The organism is Bacillus sp. FSL W8-0645 (assembly GCF_038007905.1).
GTDB lineage: Bacteria > Bacillota > Bacilli > Bacillales > Bacillaceae > Bacillus > Bacillus pumilus.
Genome location: NZ_JBBOYC010000001.1, coordinates 3,625,535 through 3,647,111, shown reverse-complemented (window position 1 = coordinate 3,647,111; position 21,577 = coordinate 3,625,535). Strand labels below are relative to the sequence as shown.

The 21,577-nt window shown below is 43.7% G+C and carries 19 protein-coding genes and 3 pseudogenes; 18 read left to right on the top strand and 4 right to left on the bottom strand.

Annotated features, from left to right (window positions below; translation table 11 throughout):
• The first annotated feature begins 132 nt into the window (after positions 1-132).
• The 7 genes and pseudogenes from NST39_RS18915 (at position 133) to NST39_RS18885 (ending at position 6,822) form a co-directional block, all read left to right on the top strand.
• Entirely contained in the window at positions 133-2,091 is a 1,959-nt protein-coding gene (locus NST39_RS18915) for a BglG family transcription antiterminator (RefSeq protein ID WP_341029818.1), read from the top strand.
• Positions 2,092-2,180: 89 nt separating this feature from the next.
• Positions 2,181-3,491, top strand: a complete 1,311-nt coding sequence (locus tag NST39_RS18910; protein WP_319610092.1) for a PTS sugar transporter subunit IIC — start codon at positions 2,181-2,183, stop codon at positions 3,489-3,491.
• A 91-nt stretch (positions 3,492-3,582) separates the two neighbouring features.
• A pseudogene (locus NST39_RS18905) lies at positions 3,583-3,786 on the top strand (mannonate dehydratase); the annotation flags it as partial.
• Positions 3,783-5,217 (top strand): annotated as a pseudogene (locus tag NST39_RS18900) (glycoside hydrolase family 1 protein). The pseudogenes NST39_RS18905 and NST39_RS18900, both read left to right, overlap by 4 nt.
• A gap of 12 nt (positions 5,218-5,229) precedes the next feature.
• Positions 5,230-5,553 carry a PTS sugar transporter subunit IIB gene (locus NST39_RS18895; RefSeq protein WP_044140307.1) on the top strand — a complete coding sequence of 108 codons (324 nt, stop codon included), beginning with the start codon at positions 5,230-5,232 and terminating at the stop codon, positions 5,551-5,553.
• Positions 5,554-5,572: 19 nt separating this feature from the next.
• Complete coding sequence (locus NST39_RS18890) at positions 5,573-5,902, top strand: PTS lactose/cellobiose transporter subunit IIA (RefSeq protein ID WP_024423898.1); 330 nt, start codon at positions 5,573-5,575, stop codon at positions 5,900-5,902.
• A gap of 65 nt (positions 5,903-5,967) precedes the next feature.
• Entirely contained in the window at positions 5,968-6,822 is an 855-nt protein-coding gene (locus NST39_RS18885) for a polysaccharide deacetylase family protein (RefSeq protein WP_268453241.1), read from the top strand.
• A 927-nt stretch (positions 6,823-7,749) separates the two neighbouring features.
• Here the strand turns inward: NST39_RS18885 and fosB are convergent.
• The 4 genes and pseudogenes from fosB to NST39_RS18865 form a co-directional block, all read right to left on the bottom strand.
• Positions 7,750-8,189: pseudogene (gene fosB, locus NST39_RS18880) on the bottom strand (metallothiol transferase FosB).
• Positions 8,186-9,277, bottom strand: coding sequence for a bifunctional diaminohydroxyphosphoribosylaminopyrimidine deaminase/5-amino-6-(5-phosphoribosylamino)uracil reductase RibD (gene ribD, locus NST39_RS18875; RefSeq protein ID WP_044140304.1), 1,092 nt, complete (start codon positions 9,275-9,277; stop codon positions 8,186-8,188). Before ribD ends, fosB begins: the two are co-directional and overlap by 4 nt.
• Entirely contained in the window at positions 9,264-10,025 is a 762-nt protein-coding gene (locus tag NST39_RS18870) for a GTP cyclohydrolase II (protein WP_044140303.1), read from the bottom strand. Before NST39_RS18870 ends, ribD begins: the two co-directional genes overlap by 14 nt.
• Positions 10,003-10,896, bottom strand: a complete 894-nt coding sequence (locus tag NST39_RS18865; protein ID WP_106065982.1) for a VOC family protein — start codon at positions 10,894-10,896, stop codon at positions 10,003-10,005. Before NST39_RS18865 ends, NST39_RS18870 begins: the two co-directional genes overlap by 23 nt.
• Before the next feature lie 176 nt (positions 10,897-11,072).
• Here NST39_RS18865 and NST39_RS18860 point away from each other — a divergent pair, with 176 nt between their 5' ends.
• The 11 genes from NST39_RS18860 (at position 11,073) to isdG (ending at position 21,347) form a co-directional block, all read left to right on the top strand.
• Positions 11,073-11,405: a winged helix-turn-helix transcriptional regulator gene (locus NST39_RS18860; protein WP_106065983.1), complete on the top strand. Its 333-nt coding sequence runs from the start codon at positions 11,073-11,075 to the stop codon at positions 11,403-11,405.
• 370 nt (positions 11,406-11,775) lie between these two features.
• Positions 11,776-12,234 (top strand): NEAT domain-containing protein, encoded by a 459-nt coding sequence (locus NST39_RS18855; protein ID WP_044140300.1) that lies wholly within the window; start codon positions 11,776-11,778, stop codon positions 12,232-12,234.
• A 20-nt stretch (positions 12,235-12,254) separates the two neighbouring features.
• The gene (isdC, locus tag NST39_RS18850) at positions 12,255-12,911 is read left to right on the top strand and encodes a heme uptake protein IsdC (RefSeq protein ID WP_341029812.1); all 657 of its coding nucleotides are present in this window, start codon (positions 12,255-12,257) and stop codon (positions 12,909-12,911) included.
• An 18-nt stretch (positions 12,912-12,929) separates the two neighbouring features.
• Positions 12,930-14,738, top strand: coding sequence for an NEAT domain-containing protein (locus NST39_RS18845; RefSeq protein ID WP_341029810.1), 1,809 nt, complete (start codon positions 12,930-12,932; stop codon positions 14,736-14,738).
• Positions 14,739-14,813: 75 nt separating this feature from the next.
• Entirely contained in the window at positions 14,814-15,701 is an 888-nt protein-coding gene (gene isdE, locus NST39_RS18840; RefSeq protein ID WP_106066956.1) for a heme ABC transporter substrate-binding protein IsdE, read from the top strand.
• A gap of 33 nt (positions 15,702-15,734) precedes the next feature.
• A complete protein-coding gene (locus NST39_RS18835) occupies positions 15,735-16,721 on the top strand; it encodes a FecCD family ABC transporter permease (RefSeq protein WP_341029808.1) in 987 nt (328 codons plus the stop codon).
• Positions 16,708-17,478, top strand: coding sequence for an ABC transporter ATP-binding protein (locus NST39_RS18830; protein ID WP_111911679.1), 771 nt, complete (start codon positions 16,708-16,710; stop codon positions 17,476-17,478). The genes NST39_RS18835 and NST39_RS18830 overlap by 14 nt, the downstream gene beginning before the upstream one ends.
• A gap of 26 nt (positions 17,479-17,504) precedes the next feature.
• Positions 17,505-18,257: a class B sortase gene (srtB, locus tag NST39_RS18825; RefSeq protein ID WP_185108076.1), complete on the top strand. Its 753-nt coding sequence runs from the start codon at positions 17,505-17,507 to the stop codon at positions 18,255-18,257.
• A gap of 18 nt (positions 18,258-18,275) precedes the next feature.
• Positions 18,276-19,214: an ABC transporter substrate-binding protein gene (locus NST39_RS18820; protein WP_065099255.1), complete on the top strand. Its 939-nt coding sequence runs from the start codon at positions 18,276-18,278 to the stop codon at positions 19,212-19,214.
• Positions 19,211-20,224 carry a FecCD family ABC transporter permease gene (locus NST39_RS18815; protein WP_341029803.1) on the top strand — a complete coding sequence of 338 codons (1,014 nt, stop codon included), beginning with the start codon at positions 19,211-19,213 and terminating at the stop codon, positions 20,222-20,224. The genes NST39_RS18820 and NST39_RS18815 overlap by 4 nt, the downstream gene beginning before the upstream one ends.
• Before the next feature lies 1 nt (position 20,225).
• Entirely contained in the window at positions 20,226-21,347 is a 1,122-nt protein-coding gene (isdG, locus tag NST39_RS18810; protein ID WP_321160732.1) for a heme oxygenase, read from the top strand.
• Positions 21,348-21,577 lie beyond the last annotated feature (230 nt).

Genomic DNA, 21,577 nt, shown 5'->3' with positions numbered 1-21,577 from the left:
CATCCCTCCTCTTGTTTCCTATTCATACGAATGAGCCATATCGTGGTTCCCGATTTGAAAGAAAAATTGGGCAAAGAGTTTTATTTTCGTTTATGATGATAGGCAAAAGTAAATGCCAAGGGAGGAGAGCCTATGCTATCTCTACGTCAGGAGGAGCTGCTGAAACGACTGATGCAAGCGGAACAGGAACTGACTAGTGAAGAAATTGCCCGCATGATTGGCGTCACATCAAGAACCATCCGAACAGATATGAAAGCGCTTAAATATATTTTGGATGAACATGGAGCCGTACTACATATCAAACGCGGGGCAGGGTATACATTGACCGTAGAGGATTATGGGTCTTTTCGTACATTTTTGAAAAAGTCATTGGGAGAAAGAAACGAAAAAAAGGAGCAGACCATACCCAATCAGCCTGAGGACCGTGTAGCCTATCTATTGAAAAGGCTGCTTCTGTCAGAAGACTATATCAAGTTAGACGCGCTGGCAGAGGAATTATTTGTGAGTGAATCGACAGTGAAAAATGATTTGAAAGCGGTCAGACATCTGTTTTCATTACATGGACTTTCTGTGTCACATCGTCCTAAATATGGACTGCAACTGACAGGGGATGAAATGAAATTAAGATATTGTATGGCTGAGCATGTGTTTCAGCAAGCGCATGCGAACCCTGCGCTGTTACCTGAAGAAACGTATCAATTGATTCAGGATATCGTGCGTTCACGTACAAAAGCAAGCGGACTTCATCTGTCAGAAATCGGTTTAAGTAATTTAGTCACCCACATCGCCATTGCATGCAAACGAATTGAAGAGAAAAAACTGGTCATGATGCCAGAAACGGAATTAAAAGAGATTCAAGTGCAGCCTGTTTTCCAAGTAGCTCAACAAATGGCAGAGGATATTCGGCATGTTCTAGCGATTGATTTTCCATTATCTGAAATGGCGTATATTGCGATTCACTTGATGGGAGCGAAGATGATGGCATACGGAGATACCGGTCATATGCTATTTCATCTTCTAGACGAAGATCACTTTCGCTTCATCCACCAACTGCTTGCTTATGTAGAGGAGCACATGTTACTTGATATTCAATTTGATAAAGAGTTAATCGTTGGATTAAGTCTTCATTTACGTTCCGCTATTCATCGTTTTAGGTACGGTATGAACATTCGTAACCCTTATTTAACGGACATTAAAAGGCATTATCCCATTGCATTTGAAGCTGGCGTCTATATGGGTAGATGGATGAGAGAAAAAGAGGCGATTGAGATTCATGAGGATGAGATTGGGTATTTGGCGCTTCATATCGGTGCTGCAATCGAGCGGACAAAATCACAGCATGTGAGAAAGAGATGCCTGATTGTATGTGCGACGGGTGTCGCTAGCAGTCAGCTCCTTCTTCATAAGCTGACAGCGGCTTTTAGCGGAAAGCTGGAGATCGCTGGCACTGCAAGTGTTGTGGAAATTCTTTCATATGATTTGAGAAGCATTGATTTTATTATTAGTACCATTCCGCTTCAGAACACGTTGCCGGTGCCAGTGATTGATGTACATACCATTCTAAGTGACGATGATATTGTGCGGCTGAAACGGTTTGTGCAGGGCGCGCAGGATACAGGGGTTTTGCGGTATGTGAGTCCGGCGCTGACATTTTTTCGGCAAGACCTTCAATCAAGGGAAGAGGTACTGCAATTTTTCGTAAACGTGCTCAAGGAACAGGATCGCATCCCGGAAGAGTTTGAACAATTATTGCTTGAAAGAGAGCAAGTGTCACCGACATCGTTCGGTCATTTGGTTGCGATTCCCCATCCGATGAAGCCGGCAACAGATGACACGATTTGTGCGATCTGTACGTTGAAAAAACCGGTGCTGTGGGGTGAAAATCGGGTACAAGTCGTTTGTTTGTTGAGTATCCAGAAGACGTATCAAAAAGAATTACAGTCACTTTATCAATTTCTTGTACGGCTGACAGAGCGCAAGGAAGTGGTGGAGCAACTCATCAAGGCCGCTTCATTTGAGGAACTGACGGCGGCGCTTCAAGTATTGGAGCATCAGAATGAAAAAACGGGACACCCATTTCCGCATCTGTGAGGAAAAAGATTAGATGTTAATGAAAGCGCTTTTAAAATAACATCAAAAAGGAGGATGATCACGAGTTTTTGCAAAGGGGGAGACAGATCATGAGCTTCAAGGAGAAAGCGGCAGACGTCATGGGGAATGTGGCTTATCGCATCACGAATCAGAAGTATATTATGGCGATTAAACAGGCATTTGTCACACTGATGCCAATCATCATTACAGGGGCTTTTGCTGTATTGGTGGCAAATATGATCATGAGCCCGGAAACAGGGCTTGCTCATTTTGAGATGTTCAGATTTTTAGCGGCGCTTCAACCAATTATGAAGGCAATCAATTATGCGACGCTGAACTTTTTAACGATTGGGGCTGTATTCCTCATCGGGATAGAGCTTGGGAAAATCAACGGGCACAAGTCCCTGTTCCCAGGGTTGATGGCATTGATTTCATTTATATCTGTTATTCCAACGACACTTCTTCTTGAAGTGGATGGATCGATGCGTGAAGTTGTAGATGTACTGGCAAGGCAATTTTCCGATCCAAAAAGTTTATTTTTAGGGATGATCATTGCGATCGTATCTGTGGAAATCTTTTGTAAGCTGACCGAGGTGAAATGGCTGCAAATCAAGATGCCAGATTCTGTTCCATCGAATGTGGCAACATCTTTTTCATCACTTTTTCCTTCGATTATTACGATTACGATCATTAGTTCATTCGGCTTTGCATTTCATCATTTGACAGGTATTTATTTGCATGAAGCAGTGTATAACGTGGTGCAACGCCCGCTAGAAAGTGTTGTACAGGGTCTACCAGGGATTTTAACGTTGATGTTTGTGGCACAATTCTTCTGGGTGATCGGCATCCATGGCAACCAGATGATCAAACCGATCCGGGAGCCGCTCTTATTAGGATCGATTGCAGTGAATATGACAGCATTTCAAGAAGGAAAAGAGATTCCGAATATCATCACGATGCCATTTTGGGATGTGTATATGAGCATCGGTGGTTCAGGTGTGACCATTGGGCTTTTGATTGCGATTTTTATTGCTGGAAGAAGGGAAGAGATGCGAAGTATTGCCAAGCTCTCATCTGGTCCGGGTCTCTTCAACATCAATGAACCCGTTATTTTTGGCTTACCTGTCATGTTAAACCCTGTGATGGCAATTCCATTTATCGTCACACCACTTGTGACAGGAACGATTGGTTACATTGCGACGGCTACAGGGTTTGCTGGAAAAGCCGTCGTGATGGTGCCGTGGACGACACCACCGATTGTGAATGCATGGCTGTCCACCGCTGGCAGCATGGGGGCTGTCATCACACAGCTCATCTGTATTGTGGTCGCAGTCTTCATCTATTTGCCATTTGTTCTCTTGTCTAACCGTAAACCAGAAGTGGCACCAGATTCAGAATAAAAGGAGAGGCATGAATGAACATGCAATTCAGGTGGTACGGGGAGGATGATCCCATTTCACTTGACCGTAAATATACGAAAAAAAGGCAGAAAGTCTCAATATGGGGACAATTGTGAAGGCTTTGTATGAAGAGGGCTTTGCTGGCTACGTCCGGCCTGATCATGGGCGTATGATCTTTGGCGAGACAGGCAGGCCTGGCTACGGTTTATATGATCGGGCGCTTGGGGCTATGTATTTGCAAGGAATTTGGGAAGGACTTCACGTTCAAACGAGGAAAGGGAAGGTGGCGACATGAACAGAATCGAGATTCCAAGAGATTTTATCCTAGGTGCTGCGGCCTCTGCTTGGCAAAAGGAGGGATGGAAGGGAAAGCAAGCGCATCAGGACTCGTACATCGATTTATGGTATAAGAATGGGTATCACGTTTGGCACCAAGGATATGGCCCGGCTGGTGCGACGAACTTTTACGAGCGCTATCCAGAAGATGTAGCCCTTATGAAAGAAATCGGTCTGACTCATTATAGGACATCGATCAATTGGTCGAGGTTTCTCATCGATTACGAGAAGGGGATTGTGGATGAGGCATATGCCCGTTACATTGATGATTTGATCAATGAATTAATCGCAGCAGGTGTAGAGCCGATGTTTTGCTTAGAACATTATGAGCTTCCAGCCGTGCTGCTTGAAAAGTACGGCGGATGGTCATCAAAGCATGTCGTCGAACTGTTTGTTCTCTATGGCGGAAAAGGTGTTTGAGCGATATGGAGACAGGGTCAAACATTGGTTTAGCTTTAATGAACCGATTGTTGTCCAAACACGCGTTTATCTTGATGCTATCCGGTATCCCTTTGAGCAAAATACGAAGAAATGGATGCAGTGGAACTATCATAAAGCGCTGGCAACAGCAAAAGTGGTGAAGCTGTTTCGGGAGATGGGATTGAAGGAATCAACAGGTGCAAAGATCGGGGTGATTCTCAATCCAGAAGTGACGTATGCAAGATCCTCTGCTCCGCATGATCAAGAAGCGGCACGGATGTATGATTTGTTTTTCAATCGAGTGTTCTTAGATCCCTCCATCAAAGGGGAGTATCCAGAGGAATTGCTCGATGTGTTGAAAAAGCATGAGATTCTTTTCGATGCGACAGAGGAAGAGCTTCAGGTCATCAAGAATCATACGGTTGATGTCATTGGGCTCAACTTATACTATCCGCATCGTGTCAAAGCACCGAGTAAGGCGTGGAATGAGATGACGCCATTTCATCCGTCTTATTATTACGATATGTTTGAGCTTCCAGGAAGAAAAATGAATCCATTCAGAGGCTGGGAAATCTACCCGGACATTGTCTATGATATGGGCATGAGAATAAAAGAAGAATACGGAAATGTTGAGTGGTTTGTGGCCGAAAACGGCATGGGCGTAGAAAAGGAAGAACGGTTTAAAAAAGAAGACGGTATCATTGATGACCAGTATCGCATTTCCTTTATCAGCCAGCATCTGAAACGGGCACTTCAAGCGAAAGCAGAAGGCTCAAATTGTACGGGCTATATGCTGTGGGCTTTTACGGATAATGTATCGCCGATGAATGCCTTTAAAAACCGCTACGGATTAGTCGAAATTCAGCTGGAAAATGAACGGAATCGCCAGTTGAAGGCATCAGCGTATTGGTACCAGACATTAATTAAAACAAGGGAACTGAAGGCCCAAACAGAAGTCAACTATCGATAGGAGTGTTGGGATATGAAACGAATCATTCTCGCTTGTGCCGCAGGAATGTCGACATCCATTGTAGTGTCCAAAATGAAGGCAGCCGCAGAAGCGAAGGGGCTGGATTATGATATATACGCCATACCTGAAGGGGCTATTGCGGATGAATTAGAAGAGCATGGAGAAGATGTGCAGGTGATTTTACTTGGACCGCAAGTAAGCTTTATGAAAAAGGCAGCAGAAAAAACAGCGGCACCTTACCAAATACCTGTTGATGTCATCAATGTGAGATTATACGGAACAGCGAACGGAGAAAAAATACTAGAGCATGCTCTGAAACTAGCAAATGAATCTTAAGTAATTGGAGGAGAAGCAGATGACGGTATTAGAGGAAATGCAGGGAGCAGCCTTTCAAATTATTGCTCATGCAGGCGAGGCAAGAAGTCATTATGTTGAAGCCATTCGTCTAGCAAGAGCTGATGATTTTGAAAAAGCACAGCAGTTGATTGAAAAAGGGGAGGAAGCGTTTCGAAGCATCCACAACCTGCACTTGTCGCTTATCCAAAAAGAGGCGGCAGGAGAGCAGCTTCCCTTTTCTTTACTGCTGATACACGCAGAAGATCAAATGCTCACAACAGAGACCATTCATCTGCTTGCCATTGAAATGATTGAAATGTGTAAAAAAATGAACACCCTGTCAAAATAGATATCAGCTAGTAACCAATTTCTGTTATAATCATTCGATAGATAGAGAGAAAGCAGGATTGGTGAATGAAAAAAACATGTATGTGGATGACGGTTGGTCTTTTGGCGCTGCTCATTTCGGGCTGTATGGGAACGAAGGAGCAAACGGAAGGAAACCAGCAAGTGGTCAAAGAGGAAAAGGGTCCATTACGATTAAAAGAAACAGAAGAGATTCAGCAGACAGAAGCGGAAGTGATTGATACACAAAGCTGGATTGAGCAAAAGGAGCCGGTAGAGCTTCCGATTTTGATGTATCACAGCATCTCCAGCGGTAACTCGCTTCGTGTACCAAAGAGCGAGTTTGCGGCTCATATGAAATGGCTGAAGGAAAACGACTATGTCACGCTGTCGCCAGAAGAAGCGTACCGCGTCTTCACAACAAATACGAAGCCAAGTGAAAAGTGTGTCCTCATTACATTCGATGATGGATATACCGATAACTATACAAAGGCATTTCCGATTTTAAAGCAGTATGGAATGAAAGCAACGATTTTCATGATTGAGCAATCCATTGGGCGCCCGAACCACTTAACGGATGAACAAATGGATGAAATGATTGCAAATGGGCTATCGATTGAGAGTCATACCATTCATCATTTAGAGCTTAATCGTTTATCAAGGGAGCAGCAGAAAGAGGAATTAAAAGGGTCAAAGGCATTCTTTGATCAACGTTTTTCTCAGCGTACGAGAATGGTCAGCTATCCTGTCGGGCGCTATAACGAAGACACGCTAAAGCTGGCGAAGCAAGCCGGTTATCAAATGGCTGTCACCACTGAACCAGGACATGCGAAGAAGGAACAGGGCATGATGTCCTTGCACCGTGTTCGCGTGTCACCGGGACTTTCACCCGAAAGCTTTGGCAGGCTGGTAGAAGGGAATTAACGATAAATGTTTCACATGAAACATTTTACGACAAGTTTCATGGTTTGAATAAAACTTGTTTTGGACTTATAGATTCAAGCAGGGTAAGGAATCAGTTTTGTCATCCACTGATTCCTTTTTATTTAACTAAACAAGGTCATACAGTTGCCAATAGAAAGTAAGGGGGCGGTACATAAGAATTTTAAGTTATATAGATTGTTGCTCAGTGTACTTGATAAAAACAACAAAATTCATTTCAAACATTACAGACCTTAGAAATTTTTACACTTAAAGGTTTAAAAAGTGTGCTTATCTATGGTAACAAATTGATACTTATGATAACATGTAATTGCACAAGTTTTTTGTTCAACTCGGACTAAGTTGAACTAGTTTTCAAACTGAAGCACGAGAGCTTCAAGGTGAATTTCTTGAATGTCACCATATAACTGAAAAGAAATTTAATTTGAGCACTCGGCTGACTACCGTGTGCTTTTTCTATGTATACATTTTTAATTTGAGGAATACACTGAGATAAAATGAAATAAATAAAGTAGCCCTCCAAAAAGCAGAAACGAGATAGAACCAGCATTACCTTGACTAGGGGTAATGAAGGTGCTACTTTATTTTTTATTATCATCTTAAGGGTTAATTCAGAACGGTCTCTTATCTATCATCCATGTTATGAACTGGACTAGAGTTCGTATCGAATTTAAGATAAGAAACCAAAGCTTGTACTTGCAGGTACAAGCTTCTTTCTTTTTGTTCTTGCGTCTCTCAACGCGTGAATGCACAAGTTTTGTTCTCAAACTGACCCCTCCTTTCTTGGCATAAAAACACCTTTATTATAGAAGGGGGGAGGACTATCAATTACTTTACGTTTCTATGTATATTTTACCATTATGTCCATAAAATTACGAATAGCACCATGTTGTTTCCTCTTGTTTTTTATCATTCATCAAAAAATTCCATATGCGCTTTTTCTTGCTTGTAATAATCAATTCGATCCTGCATAGTACCTGTATGAAACTCAAATTTATGTCCGTCAGGGTCCGTAAAGTAGATCGACTGATGATCCTTTTCATCTCTTGGACGACCTGTCAAGATGTTGACGTTCAAATGTTTTAGCTTGTTGTACATGTGATCTATATCTTTTTCATCGATTGAAAAAGCAATGTGTGTGTAAGACTGCTGGATGTCTTGACAAGGAATGTCCTTTTCCACATTCAGGGCAAGCCATAACCCGTTTAAATCAAAGTAAGCTGTCTTTTTACCTTTAAAGTGGCGTCAAATACTTTTGTGTAAAAATCAATTGAGGTTTCTAAATAAGAAACAGAAAAATGCCAATTGAAAAAAGCCTGTAGATGAGGTCTACAAGCTTTTTTGTTTATTGATAAACGGGGTAACCCGTTATTTTGATATCTTTCCCTAGTGTTTCTACTGAGAGTTGATCCAGTTCAATGGCATCACTCATGAGACGTATGCCTTCGCCTCCAAAAAAGGAAGGAGACAGCCTTCCGCCAATGAGTTTAGGTGCCATATAAATGACCAATTTATCTACAAGCTGCTGTTCTAAAAATGAAGCATTGATCTGGCCGCCGCCTTCAATCATGAGGGAGGAGACATTTCTTTCTCCTAGCATTTGAAGCACTTCTTGCAGGGGCACCCGCGTCTCGCTGTCTGTTACAAAGACGCTGACGCCGGCTGCTTCTAAAGCGGCTCGTTTTTCCTCATCGGCTTGCTTTGTTGTAAAGATCCATGTTGGTGCCATCTGATCAGTGACGATCTTTGCTGTCAGCGGTGTTGAGAGCTTAGAGTCTAAAACAATTCGAATCGGATGATGCCCATTTGGAATCCGTGCAGTTAGTGAAGGGTCGTCATGAATAACAGTTTGAGCACCGACCAAAATCGCATCATTGATACTGCGGATATGATGAGCATCATAACGGGATGTCTCAGATGTAATCCATTTGCTGTCAGACGTAGCAGACGCAATTTTTCCGTCTAAGGTAATACCTGCCTTGAGCGTCACGAAAGGTGTTTTTTTCGTAATAAAATGATTAAACACTTCATTCATGAGAATGGATTCCTGCTCAAGTACGCCTGTAATCACTTGGATGCCAGCATCTTGTAAAATGGCGATTCCGCGGCCAGCGACAAGCGGGTTCGGGTCAAGTGCTGCCACGACAACGGTTTCGACGCCTGCTTTCACAAGTGCCTCCGCACAAGGACCTGTACGGCCATGGTGAGAGCAAGGCTCGAGGGTCACATAAATGGTGGCTCCTTTTGCCTTGTCTCCAGCCATTTTAAGTGCATGAATTTCAGCATGTGGTTCACCGGCTTTCATGTGAGCACCGACTCCAACAATTTCATTATCGCGCACAATCACAGCCCCGACGAGCGGGTTCGGTGATGTCTGTCCTTTCATTGCACGTGCATTTTCTAGGGCTAGATTCATATATCGCTCATGATGTGGCAATCGTATGCACCTCTTGCTCCGCCTTCATATGACCTGAGCGGTTGATTTTTGTCTGCAAGTATTTTTCATTAAACTCTGAGACATCACCCCAAAGCGGAATACGTCCAGAAAGAGATAAACCTGCATGGCTGATGGCATCTGTCTTTTTCGGATTATTGGTAATGAGTCTGACTGGCTTTGTACGAAGTGTTTGAAGAACCGCGATGGCTTCTTCATATTGACGCGTGTCATCTTCAAAGCCGAGTGCTTCGTTCGCTTCTACTGTATCGTAGCCGTTTTCTTGGAGGATATAAGCCATGGCTTTCGTGAAAAGTCCAATACCGCGGCCTTCATGGTTGGCTAAATAAAACAGGGCACCTGCACCATTGTCCTCAATCATTCGCATGGACTGCTTCAATTGGAATCCGCAGTCGCAGCGCTTGCTTCCGAAAATATCACCAGTGTGACAAATGGAATGCATGCGGATAAGGGCTTCGTCAGCGTGCTCGAAATCTCCATACACTAGCACGCTTGACTGCTGATGATCGGCAAGCTGGCGGGACGAGAGGCTTTCGATTAAAGCTTCATCTGACAATGGCTCTAACCCATCGTCTTTTAACCATGAATACCAGTTGAACATCACCGTTCTGCCGTCTAAATTCACTGGCAATTTAATGGGTCCAGTGATATATATATACCCGTCCTCTTGCTGTACTCGTTTGATTTTATCTTTTAAAATGGCTGTTTTAAGATCTGTGTGTTTGTCCATATTCTGCACCTTCTTTTTTGTCTGTTTCTTCAATCTGTAAACGAACGAGAACGCCAAATGGATCAACAAATTCGTTACTTTTTCCTATTGTTTTCACTTGAGTGCCTGCTTTTGTTAGGCGCTCAACGACGGACTGTCTGTCTGCTTCTTGTGGGAATACGAGTGTATAGCTTCTAATTCCTGAAAAACGTGGATCAATGGCTCCTTTTCGTCCGCGTCCCCATGCATTAAAGGCAAGGTGATGGTGGTACACACCAGCGGCGATAAATACGCTTGCTGGTGGAGCCATTCGGATATGAAAACCGAGCGTATTGACATAAAAGGAATCAGCTTCTTCTGGGTTCAGATGGAAATGTAAGTGTCCCATCACTGTACCAGCCGGAAGTCCTTCCCACGTCGTATCAGCGGCTTCTTGCAGGAGACCATCTCCATCAAGAGGTGCATTTCCGCCACCTTTCAGTTCTCCATGCTCACCTACCCAAACGTCCTCAGGGCGATCAGCATATATTTCTACGCCAATGCCGTCAGGGTCACTTAAATAAATGGCTTCACTGAAAAAGTGATCGCTTGCTCCAATTAAAGGATAGCCTTTTTTCATCACATGTGCCAGCCATGTGCCCAGGTTTTTTCTGGTAGGTAATAAAACAGCAAAATGATAAAGTCCTGGCTCATGATCAGGCTTCTCCTTGAGTTGTGCATCTTCTTTTAACAAAAGAATGGGTTCCTTTGCATTGCTTCCAAGAGTGGCGGTGGATTCCGTCTGTTCTAATATGGTAAATCCTAAAATGTCTGTATAAAAAGGTAAAGAACGCTCAAAGCTGGATACATGTAACTCTGTTACACCCAATCTTAGCTTCTCAATTGTCTTCAAGCTCGGTCATCTCCTTCATGATATATGCATCGGCATGTTCAAATGTTTTTGAAAATATATAAAAATGAATACCTTGTTACTTAAAGTAACTAAACTATATAATAGTTAGTTGCTTATTTCAAGTAATTAATTATGTTATAATGAAAAAAAGAGAGAAAAGCGGGAGGGAGTAAGGTATGGCTCAAGTAGATGGCTGTCCAATCACAGATGCCATGGAGATTCTAGGCAAGAAGTGGGTCATTCTCATCATCAATCAGCTTCTGACAGGCCCTAAGCGTTTCTGTCAGCTTGAAAATGAAATGAACATCAGCGGACGATTATTATCAGAAAGGCTGAAGGATTTAGAAGCTGAAGGACTCGTTGAGAAAAACGTATACCCTGACATTCCAGTACGGATTGAATACGAATTAACAGCGCAAGGGAAGAAAATTGAGCCGATTATTCGTGAAATGTATGATTGGTCTTTAGAACGTAAAAACAGCAAAAAAGGGGAACATGTCCCTTCCTAATCGATTTCGATCAGTCTGTCTGATCGAAATTTTTTTGTGCGATTTTCCAGAAATCTAAGTCAATAGTATGAAAAATGATGTTGACAATAAATTCACTCATCATATAAGATCAAGAAGAAGAGGGTTCTTTTCCCTGTAATGGAATGGAGGTCATGCCATGGTATCATGAATGGGACAGATTGCCTAAAACACGTGTCAAATCATCATTTAGAAACAGACATCTTTGGCTTTTAGGAAGCAAAGATTTATTTTTTCAACTCAATTGATAATGATTATCATAATCATCTATAAGCGTGATCCAGTGCTTATGAAGGTTATTTTTTTTATTATCCATTGAGAATAATTATCAATATCATTTAGGAGGGTTCACATGAAAGCCATTCGTTCAACATCACACGTATTATTATTGTTTAGTTTTGTTCTATTATTTGCTCTAGCCCCGATTAGCTCAGCCTCAGCAGCAGGCTTAGCAGATGGTCAACATTCAGTACAATATGTGGTATGGAAGGCAGATAGCGATTCGACTTCAACAGCGAATACGTATTTTGAAAAACCAGCCAAGCTTGTCGTGAAGGAAGGAAAAATCAAAGCACAAGTCACGTTAACGAATAGCTCTTGGATCACAAGCTTTAAAACACTTGATCAAGGTGTCTACAAAGATGCGAAGGTGATTAATACAAACACAGCTGCGAATAAGAGAACAGTAGAATTCAACGTGAACAGCCTGACAGAAGTCGTACCAGCAAAAGTGAGCGTGACTGTACCGGTCATCGGATATACAGGCAATTATGACGTCCGTCTCAAGTTTGATGCAGCATCTGTTCAATAAAAAGGGAGGAAATTCGCTTGATGAAAAAAATGATGAGGCTATCAGTCTTCATGACCGCTTTATTATTGGCACTCATGCTGCCTTTTTCAAACGCACAGGCTGCCATGTTAAAGGATGGTACATACTCCGTCAACTATACTGTGCTGAAGGCTGAAGGAAATGCGGTCTCCATGGCAAATGATTACTGGCTGAAGCCAGCAAAAGTGATTGCAAAAAATGGGAAGCTGACAGTACAAATGACCATTAAAAATAGCAGCTGGGTGACGGAATTTAAAGTCCCCGAAAATGGCGGCTATGTCGATACAACGGTTCTCTCAAACAATAAAAAAGCCAACACAAGGATTGTTCAGTTCCAAGCTCAGAGCTTGTCTAAACCAATCAAGTCAAAAATTCATGTCACTGTAAAATCTGCTGATTATGATCATGATTATACCATTCAGCTGAAATTTGATGAGAGCAGTATCAAGTCACTTTCTTCTAACAGCTCAAACGAAACAGCGGGTGCAGCAGAAAATCATCAATCATCAAAGGAATCAACCAAAAAATCTGATTCATCCACTCATACGAAACAAGAAGAGAATCCTCAAACTGGTGATACAAACCAGACAGGGTGGTTCCTTGTGCTTGCTCTATGCTCAGGCGGATTTTTAGCAAGAAAGTGGATCATCAAGCATTAAGGAAGGAAGTGTCACCATTTGAAACGTCTTTTTCACCTAAAGGCAGCCATTCTGCTCGTTTTATTCAGTTTATTGACTGCATTTCAGATTCCTCAAGGAACGGCTCAAGCTGCATCATTTGTTGATGGTGAATACACGGTCGGATTCACTGTTTTAAAAAATGGCAGCACAGAAGCGTCCATGATGGATACGTATACAGAAAAGCCAGCTAAGCTGATTGTGGAAAATGGCAAGACGACTGCCTATGTCACACTGAAGCAAAGCAAAGAGATTACAGATTTCAAGGTCGAACAAAATGGCGCTCTTGTCACCACTGAAACCGTCAGTGAAGATGAAACTGCCAATACACGTGTGATCAAGTTTGATGTTGCCGACTTATCAGCCAAATTAAACGGCTGGGTGAAAATTTACTGGGATTTAGGCGGCCTTATTTATGACGAAGCTTATGACGTACAGCTTGCATTCGATCAAAGCAGCCTAACGCTCGTTACACCTGCAAAGCCAGACGATAACGAAACAAAACCAGATGACCAAACTGGCACAAAGCCAGACGATAACGAAACAAAACCAGATGACCAAACTGGCACAAAGCCAGACGATAACGAAACAAAGCCAGATGATCAAAACGGTACAAAGCCAGATGATAGCGAAACAAAACCAGATGATCAAAATGGTACAAAGCCAGATGATTCTGCGCAAAATCAATTAAAAGATGGTGTGTATCGTGTCAATTACAGTGTGCTAAAAGGGGATGAGGACGAGGCATCTCGGATGAACCAATACTTCTCACATCCTGCATCCTTAACCGTCAAAAACGGAAAGCAAACCATTTCCTTTACGGTGACGGACAATACGTCGGTTGCTTCTTTGAAAACAGAGAAAAATGGCTCTTATCAAGAAGTGAAAACCGTCAGCACAGATCAAGCAAAGAACACAAGAATCGTCTCATTTGATGTAGCTGATTTGAAAAAAGCTGTCAAAGGAAAGGTACACATTGTGGTGGCAGCTGCTCACTATGACCAAACCTACGATATTCGTTTTCAATTTGATTCAAAGAGTATCTCTCCACTTAAGGACGGTCAGGTAGAGGAAGAAACACCAGCCACTCCAGAAACACCAAAACCAAATACACCAGCACCAGAAACAAATAACGGTGGAGCTGGTCAAGAGACAGCTCAACTAAAAGATGGTGTATACAAGCTTCCTTTTTCAATGAAGAAAGCAGACAAGGATGAGCCTTCTCGAATGAACGATTACGTCGTGAGCCCTGCGACATTGGTGGTGAAAAATGGCCGCCATTTCGTTTCATATACAGTGAAGAACAGCTCAGCCATCACGTCCTTCCAAGTAGGGACAGGCGGGAAATATGAAGAGACTCTTGTCGCAAAAACAGATCAAAAAGCAGATACAAGAGTGATTCAATATGAAGCAAAAAGTTTAAGCAATGACCAGGCAGCACGCGTGAAAATTGACATTCCAGCTGCGAATTACCATGAGCAGTACGATGTCAAACTTGTTTATGACACAAAAGGCATCGCACTTGGTGAAGGAAGCGGAATTGCGACGGTTATCGGAGACGATGAGAGTATCGGCTTTGTTAAAAATCCAAATGATCGCGATTCTCAATCAAATCAACTTGAGAATTTAGCGCCAGAGGAAACAGGCGCAGAGCAGATGACATTTACGCCATCAGATGACCAAACCAAGTCTGAGACTGGACAGCTGAATCCGAAAACAGGAGATACCTCTCTTCTCTGGATGTATATTCTTTTATTCGGCGGGTCGTTATTCGTGCTCGTGAGAAAGTATCAAACTAAGGCAAGATAGATTGTTTATTTTAAGTGAGATGCGCCATTCAACTCGGCGCATCCACTCTCTTTTTTCGAAAGGAGGCTTCTGTTTTTGAAGCATCGAATGTTACGTTCCCTGATCGCTGCTTTAAGTGTGTGCGTGATCTTGTCAGGGTGCTCACAGTCGGCTGAAAGCTCAGCGAAAGGCAAGAAAAGCGCGGAATCAAGTGCGCGCATTGTGGCAACGACTGTAGCTGCTGTGGAGATCATGGATGCTTTAGAGGTGGATCTTGTCGGGGTGCCAACAAGTCAAAAATCCTTGCCAGCTCGTTACAAAGGACTGCCAGAAGTCGGCAACCCAATGAGCCCGGACATGGAAATCATCCAATCACTTCAACCGACAGATGTCCTGTCTGTCACGACCCTTCAATATGATTTAGAGACACCCTTTCAACAAGCAGGTGTCCCTGCCACATACTTAAATCTCGAGAGCATGGCTAACATGGAGAAGGCGATTAAGAAGCTCGGAGATCAGTATGACAGAAAGAAACAAGCCGAGCGCATTGTGTCTGACTTTGAGCAAAAAAAGAAAGACATACAAGAGAAGACGAAGGGAAAACGAAAGCCATCCGTTCTGATTTTGCTTGGTGTACCAGGCAGTTATTTGGTGGCGACAGAGCATTCATATATTGGTGATCTTGTGCGTATCGCAGGTGGAAAGAACATTGTCAAAGGTGAGAAAATGGAGTATTTGGCTTCCAATACGGAGTATTTACAAAAAGCCAATCCAGATATCATCCTCCGGGCCGCACATGGGATGCCAGATGAAGTCGTCCAGATGTTTGATCAAGAATTTAAAACAAATGACATTTGGAAGCATTTTCATGCAGTCAAGCAAGACCGGGTGTATGACCTCGAAGAAAGCTTATTCGGGACAACGGGCAATTTAAAGGCAGCAGAAGCATTAGATGAACTAACGCGTATGCTGTACCCGTCATAAGCGGCGAATCTGAATGATAAAAGGACGTTTAAGATGAAAAAAACAGGGATTTTATTTCTGACAGTCAGTGTCTTACTAGTGTGCGTGTTTATTTATTCCGCCATTACTGGGAGCATTCATGTCACCCCGATTGAATTATTGGAAGGGCTCATCACCGGTCAACATGCACAGGTAGAAATCATTAAAGATCTCAGAATTCCTCGCATGCTCATTGCCATGTTTACAGGGGCCGCCTTATCAGTCTCCGGTGTACTGCTGCAGTCGGTCATGAGGAATCCATTAGCTGATGCCGGCGTCATTGGGATTTCATCAGGAGCCAGCTTCTTTTCTTTAATGGCAATAACAGCACTTCCTCAATTTTATTTCTACTCTCCTTTATTTTCGGTGTTAGGTGGAGCCATTTCGTGTTTCCTCGTGTATGTTCTGTCTTGGAAGGGTGGATTAAGCCCCATCCGTATGATTTTGGTTGGGATCGCCATCAATGCCATGTTTACTGGAATGGCAGAAGCGTTCGTGACCATTTGCAGCTATTTCAATATCACGATCAATCAGTCAGGACAGTCGAATCTTACGATGAAAACGTGGGGAGATGTCCGTTTAATCGGAGTCTATGGCGTCGTCGGCCTTGTCGTAGCCCTTTTCTTCAGCAGATGGTGTAACCTCTTGGCTCTTCAGGACAAGACAGCGAAAAATTTAGGATTGCGTGTGACCAGAATGCGCCTTTTGATTTCCATCACAGCTGTATTGCTTGCGGCGGTGACAGCAGCGGTAGCAGGCGTGATCGCCTTTGTCGGTTTGCTTATCCCACACATTTCAAGAAGACTTGTCGGCTCGGATCACCGGGTACTCATTCCATTTTCTGCGTTAAGCGGGGCTTTGCTGATTCTGACGGCTGATACGCTCGGCAGGACGCTTGTCGCGCCAAATGAAATTCCTGCTTCTACGATCATGGCCGTAATTGGCGGGCCATTTCTGATCTTTTTACTAAGAAGGGGGGACCGTCTCCATGGACATTCGTGAGGTGTCATTCTCATATGACCAGCAGAAGGACATCGTTCAATCGGTCACAACACACATTGAAAAGGGAAAAATCACAACCATTATCGGTCCGAATGGCTCAGGGAAATCCACACTACTTTCATTGATGGCGCATAACCATGCTCCAAACAAAGGGCAAATTCACTTAGACGGCCAAGCACTGAATGCGTTTAAGCCAAAGGAGCTGGCAAAAAAGCTGGCTGTCGTCCATCAGCAAAATGAAGCGCCGCTTGATTTAACGATCGAGAGGGTCGTGGCATTCGGCAGAACGCCGTACCAGACGATGCGCGGAGGAGACAAGGAAGAGGATGAGAGAGCGATAGAGTGGGCGCTTTCCAGTACAAAGCTAACGGAAAAACGAAAGGTGCCGCTCGCCTCACTGTCAGGCGGTGAGCGGCAGCGAGTATGGATTGCGATGGCACTTGCGCAAAAAACGCCGATCCTTTTCTTAGATGAACCGACAACCTATTTGGATATCTATTATCAATTTGACATTCTTGAGCTGATTCGAGAGCTTAATGTTGTGCATGGGTTAACGATTGTCATGGTGCTGCACGACATGAACCAGGCTGTCCGATACAGCGATGTCATCATTGCGATGAAGGATGGACAGATCATTAGTGAAGGACAGCCAAACGATGTGTTAACTGAAGAGATGGTGCGGCACATTTATCATGTGTCCGTCACGATTAGACAGGATGCAGAAACAGGGATGTACATCGTGCCTGTTGGTATATAAGCTGTGCAAAAAGCAGGTGAGACAGTGTGAAAAGAGGAAAACGGGTCTGGCAGCGGATGCTGACGATCGTCTGTTTAGGTGTATTCATTTATAGCGGGTCGGCCATTGGCTTAGAGCTGTTCGGCTATTATCAAAATCGTCAGGTGCTTGCAAAGGCTCAGACGATGTATGGTCATGAGAAAAGAATGAATGAAAAAAAGGAGCCGGGAACCATTCGTACGTCATTTGATGAACTGCGGAAGGTAAACGACGACATTGTCGGCTGGATCAATATGAAGGACACGATGATCCAGTACCCAATCGTCCAATCTAGCGATAATGCGTTCTACTTAACCCGTAATTACTTAAAAAATGACACCCGGGCAGGCAGTATTTTTATGGATTATCGCAATGATGTCTTGCATGAAAGTCCGAATACTGTGGTGTACGGTCATCGGATGAGAGATGGGTCCATGTTCGCTGGACTCACAAACTATTTAAAAAAGGATTTCTTCGATGAGCATCGGACATTTCAGTACGATACGCTGTATCAAAGCTATGAAGCGGAGATTTTTGCCGTGTATGAAACAACGGTGGACTTCGATTATATTCAAACCGATTTTCAAGATCTTGGCGAATATGCGCACTACTTGCAAGCTGTGCGAAAAAAATCAATCTACCAAACGAAGACAGACGTGTCCACTGATGACCTCATTCTCACTCTATCGACCTGTGATCATGTGCTTGCACCGAAAAACGGGCGTCTCGTGGTACAGGCAAAGCTAAAGAAAGTTTACTAGAAAAGGAGAGACAGGCGGTTGAAATTTTCACATGTGATCTTCGTGGGACTTGTCTTGATGCTTCTCCTCGGCGGATGCAGTCAGGCAGCACCTGTAGAGAAAGGGAGCGGACAAGGTGCATTGAAGATAAAGGATTTTAGCGGCAGAACGCTGTCGTTTGAAGACTCCCCTCAGCGTATTGTCTCATTATCGACTGGAGACATGAGCATCCTATATGCCTTAGGCGGTGAGGTGGTCGGTCGTCCGGCCGCCGAATTACCAGAGAGCTTACAACAGGCTACATCAGTCCAAACAATTGGTACCACACATCAATTTGATGTAGAGCTCATCACAAGCTTAAAGCCCGATGTCGTACTTGGGAATGAACAATTAAACAGCAAGGACATCTCTATAATAGAAGGAATTGGTTCACAGCTTCTTTTGACAAGTGCCAATTCAGTGAAGGACATCCAGCGCCAAATTACGTTATTCGGAGATTTGCTAGGGAAGCAGCAAAAGGCAAAAGCGCTTAACAAGCAAATCGATCAGCGGAAAAAGCAGGTCAAACAGCCTCAGAAAAAAGTGAAGACACTCGTTGTATACGGGGCACCTGGCACATATATGGCGGCACTTCCTCAATCCTTAAGCGGAGATTTACTGCACATCGCTGGAGGGACGAACATTGCCGAGAATGAACCGGCACTCGAGAAATTCCCTCAATACGCTCAAATCAATGCAGAAAAGGTCATTGAAGCTGATCCTGATCTTATCCTGCTTATGACCCACAGCAATCCTGAAGATGTGAAAGCGGGCTTTATGAGTGAAATGAAACAGAATGCCGCATGGCACGATGTGTCAGCCGTCAAACATGGACACGTCGAGATTCTGCCTAGTGATCTATTTGGGACGAATCCAGGCGCAGACGTGATGAGAGCGATTGATGAGCTAGAGAAAAGATTGAAGCGATTGTCATCATGAAAATGAATGCAGAATTAGATTTTCAAAAAAGACAGTCGAGGCGAAGATGGCTGATACCCGGACTATTCATCTCGTTAGTTGTAGGCGCATGCCTAGGGCTTGCATTAGGTTCTGTCCAATTATCACTGCAAGACTTACTCTCTGCTTTGACGGGATCAGGTCAGCCTGTTCATGAAAAAATTGTGATGGATTTACGCCTGCCGCGCGTTCTCATCGGTTTCATCGTTGGGGCCTGTCTCGCAGCATCAGGGGCGATTTTACAAGGAGTCGTCCGAAATCCACTCGCTGACCCTGGCATCATCGGTGTGACGGCTGGCGGCGGATTGGCTGCTGTGCTCAGCATGATTGTGTTTCCACAATTCACGTATTTGCTGCCAGCCGCTGCTTTCCTTGGCGCTTTATTAGCGGCACTTGTGGTGTATATGCTCTCATTTGATCAAGGGGTTTCACCGCTGAAGCTGATTTTGGCGGGAGTGGCAGTCAATGCCCTGCTTGGGGCGGTGATGAATGGGTTTATGGTGCTTTATAGTGAGCGTGTGCAGGCTGTCCTGCCCTTTTTATCAGGAGGATTAAATGGACGGAGCTGGCATCATCTAACCTTCGTGTCACCCTATGCGCTCGCTGGGTTGTGCCTTTGTTTTTTTGCCATCAAGCCGGCAAATCTTCTTTTGCTTGGCGATGAATCGGCTCAGCTGCTCGGTCTCAGAGTAGAGCGCACCCGGTTTTTCTTAATTACACTGGCGGCACTTTTAGCTGGTGCAGCAGTAAGTGTGAGCGGCTTAATTGGATTTGTCGGACTGGTCGTTCCTCATTTTATCCGTCTTTTAATTGGAGATGACTACCGGTACCTGCTGCCGATCTCGATGCTGGGCGGAGGCGTGCTTGTGGTTTTTGCAGATACAGCGGCACGGGTATGGTTTACACCGGTTGAACTGCCTGTCGGTATCCTGCTTGCCTGCATCGGTGCACCTTTCTTCCTCTATTTATTAAAAAAGAAAGGGAGGGGTTAAGTTGGATGTGATCGCTATGGATGACGTGAGTCTCAGTCAAGGAGGCTTTCAGCTGTCATCTATATCAGCAGCTGTTCCTAAAGGAAGCGTGACAGGAATTATTGGACCGAATGGATCAGGGAAGTCGACTTTTATTAAAGCAGCCGCACGTCTTACGTCAATCGAAAGCGGCACGATATACATTCATGATATACCGCAAAAAGAGATGACAGCTCAGGAGATCGCAAAGGAAATCGCCGTTCTCATGCAGTCGAGAACAGCCATTCCATCTATGACCGTACGGGAGCTGGTCGCACTTGGACGCAGTCCGCATCGTTCGATCTGGAAAAAAAGCTCGAAGACAGATCAAGAAGCGATAGAGTGGGCGCTTAATGTAACCAATAGCCGTATCAATGAAAATAGAATGCTGCATACATTGTCTGGCGGAGAAAGGCAAAAAGCGTATATTGCGATGGCGCTCGCTCAGAAGACGGAGACGATTATTCTGGATGAGCCGACAACTTACTTAGATATTGCGCATCAGCTTGATTTACTAGAGCTGCTCAAACAGCTGAATAAGACGCATGGAATCACCATTTTAATGGTTCTTCACGACCTGCAGCAGGCAGCAAAATATTGTGACCGCCTTATTGCGATGAAGCGTGGTCAGATTTATCAAATAGGGACACCAAAAGAAGTATTAACAGAAAGCTTTTTCAAAGAGGTCTTTGGAATTCAGGCTGAAGTTCACTTAGACGGTGAGCATCCGCTTATTATTCCAATCGCTTCGATCCAACAACAAAAGGGAGATGAACAAAACATGATCATTGTCAACAACCAGGTAAGAGTAGAAAAAGGCAGTGCGGACCACCTCGTCAAGCGTTTTAACAAGCAGGGACAAGTAGAATTCATGGAAGGATTTTTAGGCATGGAAGTATGGGTCACACAGCAGACAACCGATTACGATGAAGTGACCATTCATACACGCTGGAATCGAAAAGAAGACTTTGTGAATTGGACAAAATCTCAGGCATTTGGTGATGCGCACGCTCATGGGAAAGCGAAACCTGAAGGACTATTAAAAAACAAAATTACGTACTATGAAGTGCAAGTCACTAGACCAGCTTTACAGAAAAAAGCCTAAAAAGAAACACAGCGCTGCAGCTCACGTGCAGCGCTATTTTTTTTGCGTTTTTTTACTTTCTGTCACATATCTTTGACAAAGTATTCAAATAACTGACACAATACCATCCAATTTTTAGGTAAAATTTACTTTATTTTTGAAGCGTATGGGTGTAAAGTACAGGTATAAATAACTAACCGAATGAAAAGCAAGAGTAAAATTTCACCGAGCAAATCATTTCAAACAGGCTA

What these genes read in the sequence shown, in the direction of transcription:
- NST39_RS18915 (WP_341029818.1), top strand. Translation starts at nt 133, where the DNA reads ATGCTATCTCTACGTCAGGAGGAGCTGCTGAAACGACTGATGCAAGCG.
- NST39_RS18910 (WP_319610092.1), top strand. Translation starts at nt 2,181, where the DNA reads ATGAGCTTCAAGGAGAAAGCGGCAGACGTCATGGGGAATGTGGCTTAT.
- NST39_RS18895 (WP_044140307.1), top strand. Translation starts at nt 5,230, where the DNA reads ATGAAACGAATCATTCTCGCTTGTGCCGCAGGAATGTCGACATCCATT.
- NST39_RS18890 (WP_024423898.1), top strand. Translation starts at nt 5,573, where the DNA reads ATGACGGTATTAGAGGAAATGCAGGGAGCAGCCTTTCAAATTATTGCT.
- NST39_RS18885 (WP_268453241.1), top strand. Translation starts at nt 5,968, where the DNA reads ATGAAAAAAACATGTATGTGGATGACGGTTGGTCTTTTGGCGCTGCTC.
- NST39_RS18870 (WP_044140303.1), bottom strand. Translation starts at nt 10,025, where the DNA reads ATGGACAAACACACAGATCTTAAAACAGCCATTTTAAAAGATAAAATC.
- NST39_RS18860 (WP_106065983.1), top strand. Translation starts at nt 11,073, where the DNA reads ATGGCTCAAGTAGATGGCTGTCCAATCACAGATGCCATGGAGATTCTA.
- NST39_RS18855 (WP_044140300.1), top strand. Translation starts at nt 11,776, where the DNA reads ATGAAAGCCATTCGTTCAACATCACACGTATTATTATTGTTTAGTTTT.
- isdC (WP_341029812.1), top strand. Translation starts at nt 12,255, where the DNA reads ATGAAAAAAATGATGAGGCTATCAGTCTTCATGACCGCTTTATTATTG.
- NST39_RS18835 (WP_341029808.1), top strand. Translation starts at nt 15,735, where the DNA reads ATGAAAAAAACAGGGATTTTATTTCTGACAGTCAGTGTCTTACTAGTG.
- NST39_RS18830 (WP_111911679.1), top strand. Translation starts at nt 16,708, where the DNA reads ATGGACATTCGTGAGGTGTCATTCTCATATGACCAGCAGAAGGACATC.
- NST39_RS18815 (WP_341029803.1), top strand. Translation starts at nt 19,211, where the DNA reads ATGAAAATGAATGCAGAATTAGATTTTCAAAAAAGACAGTCGAGGCGA.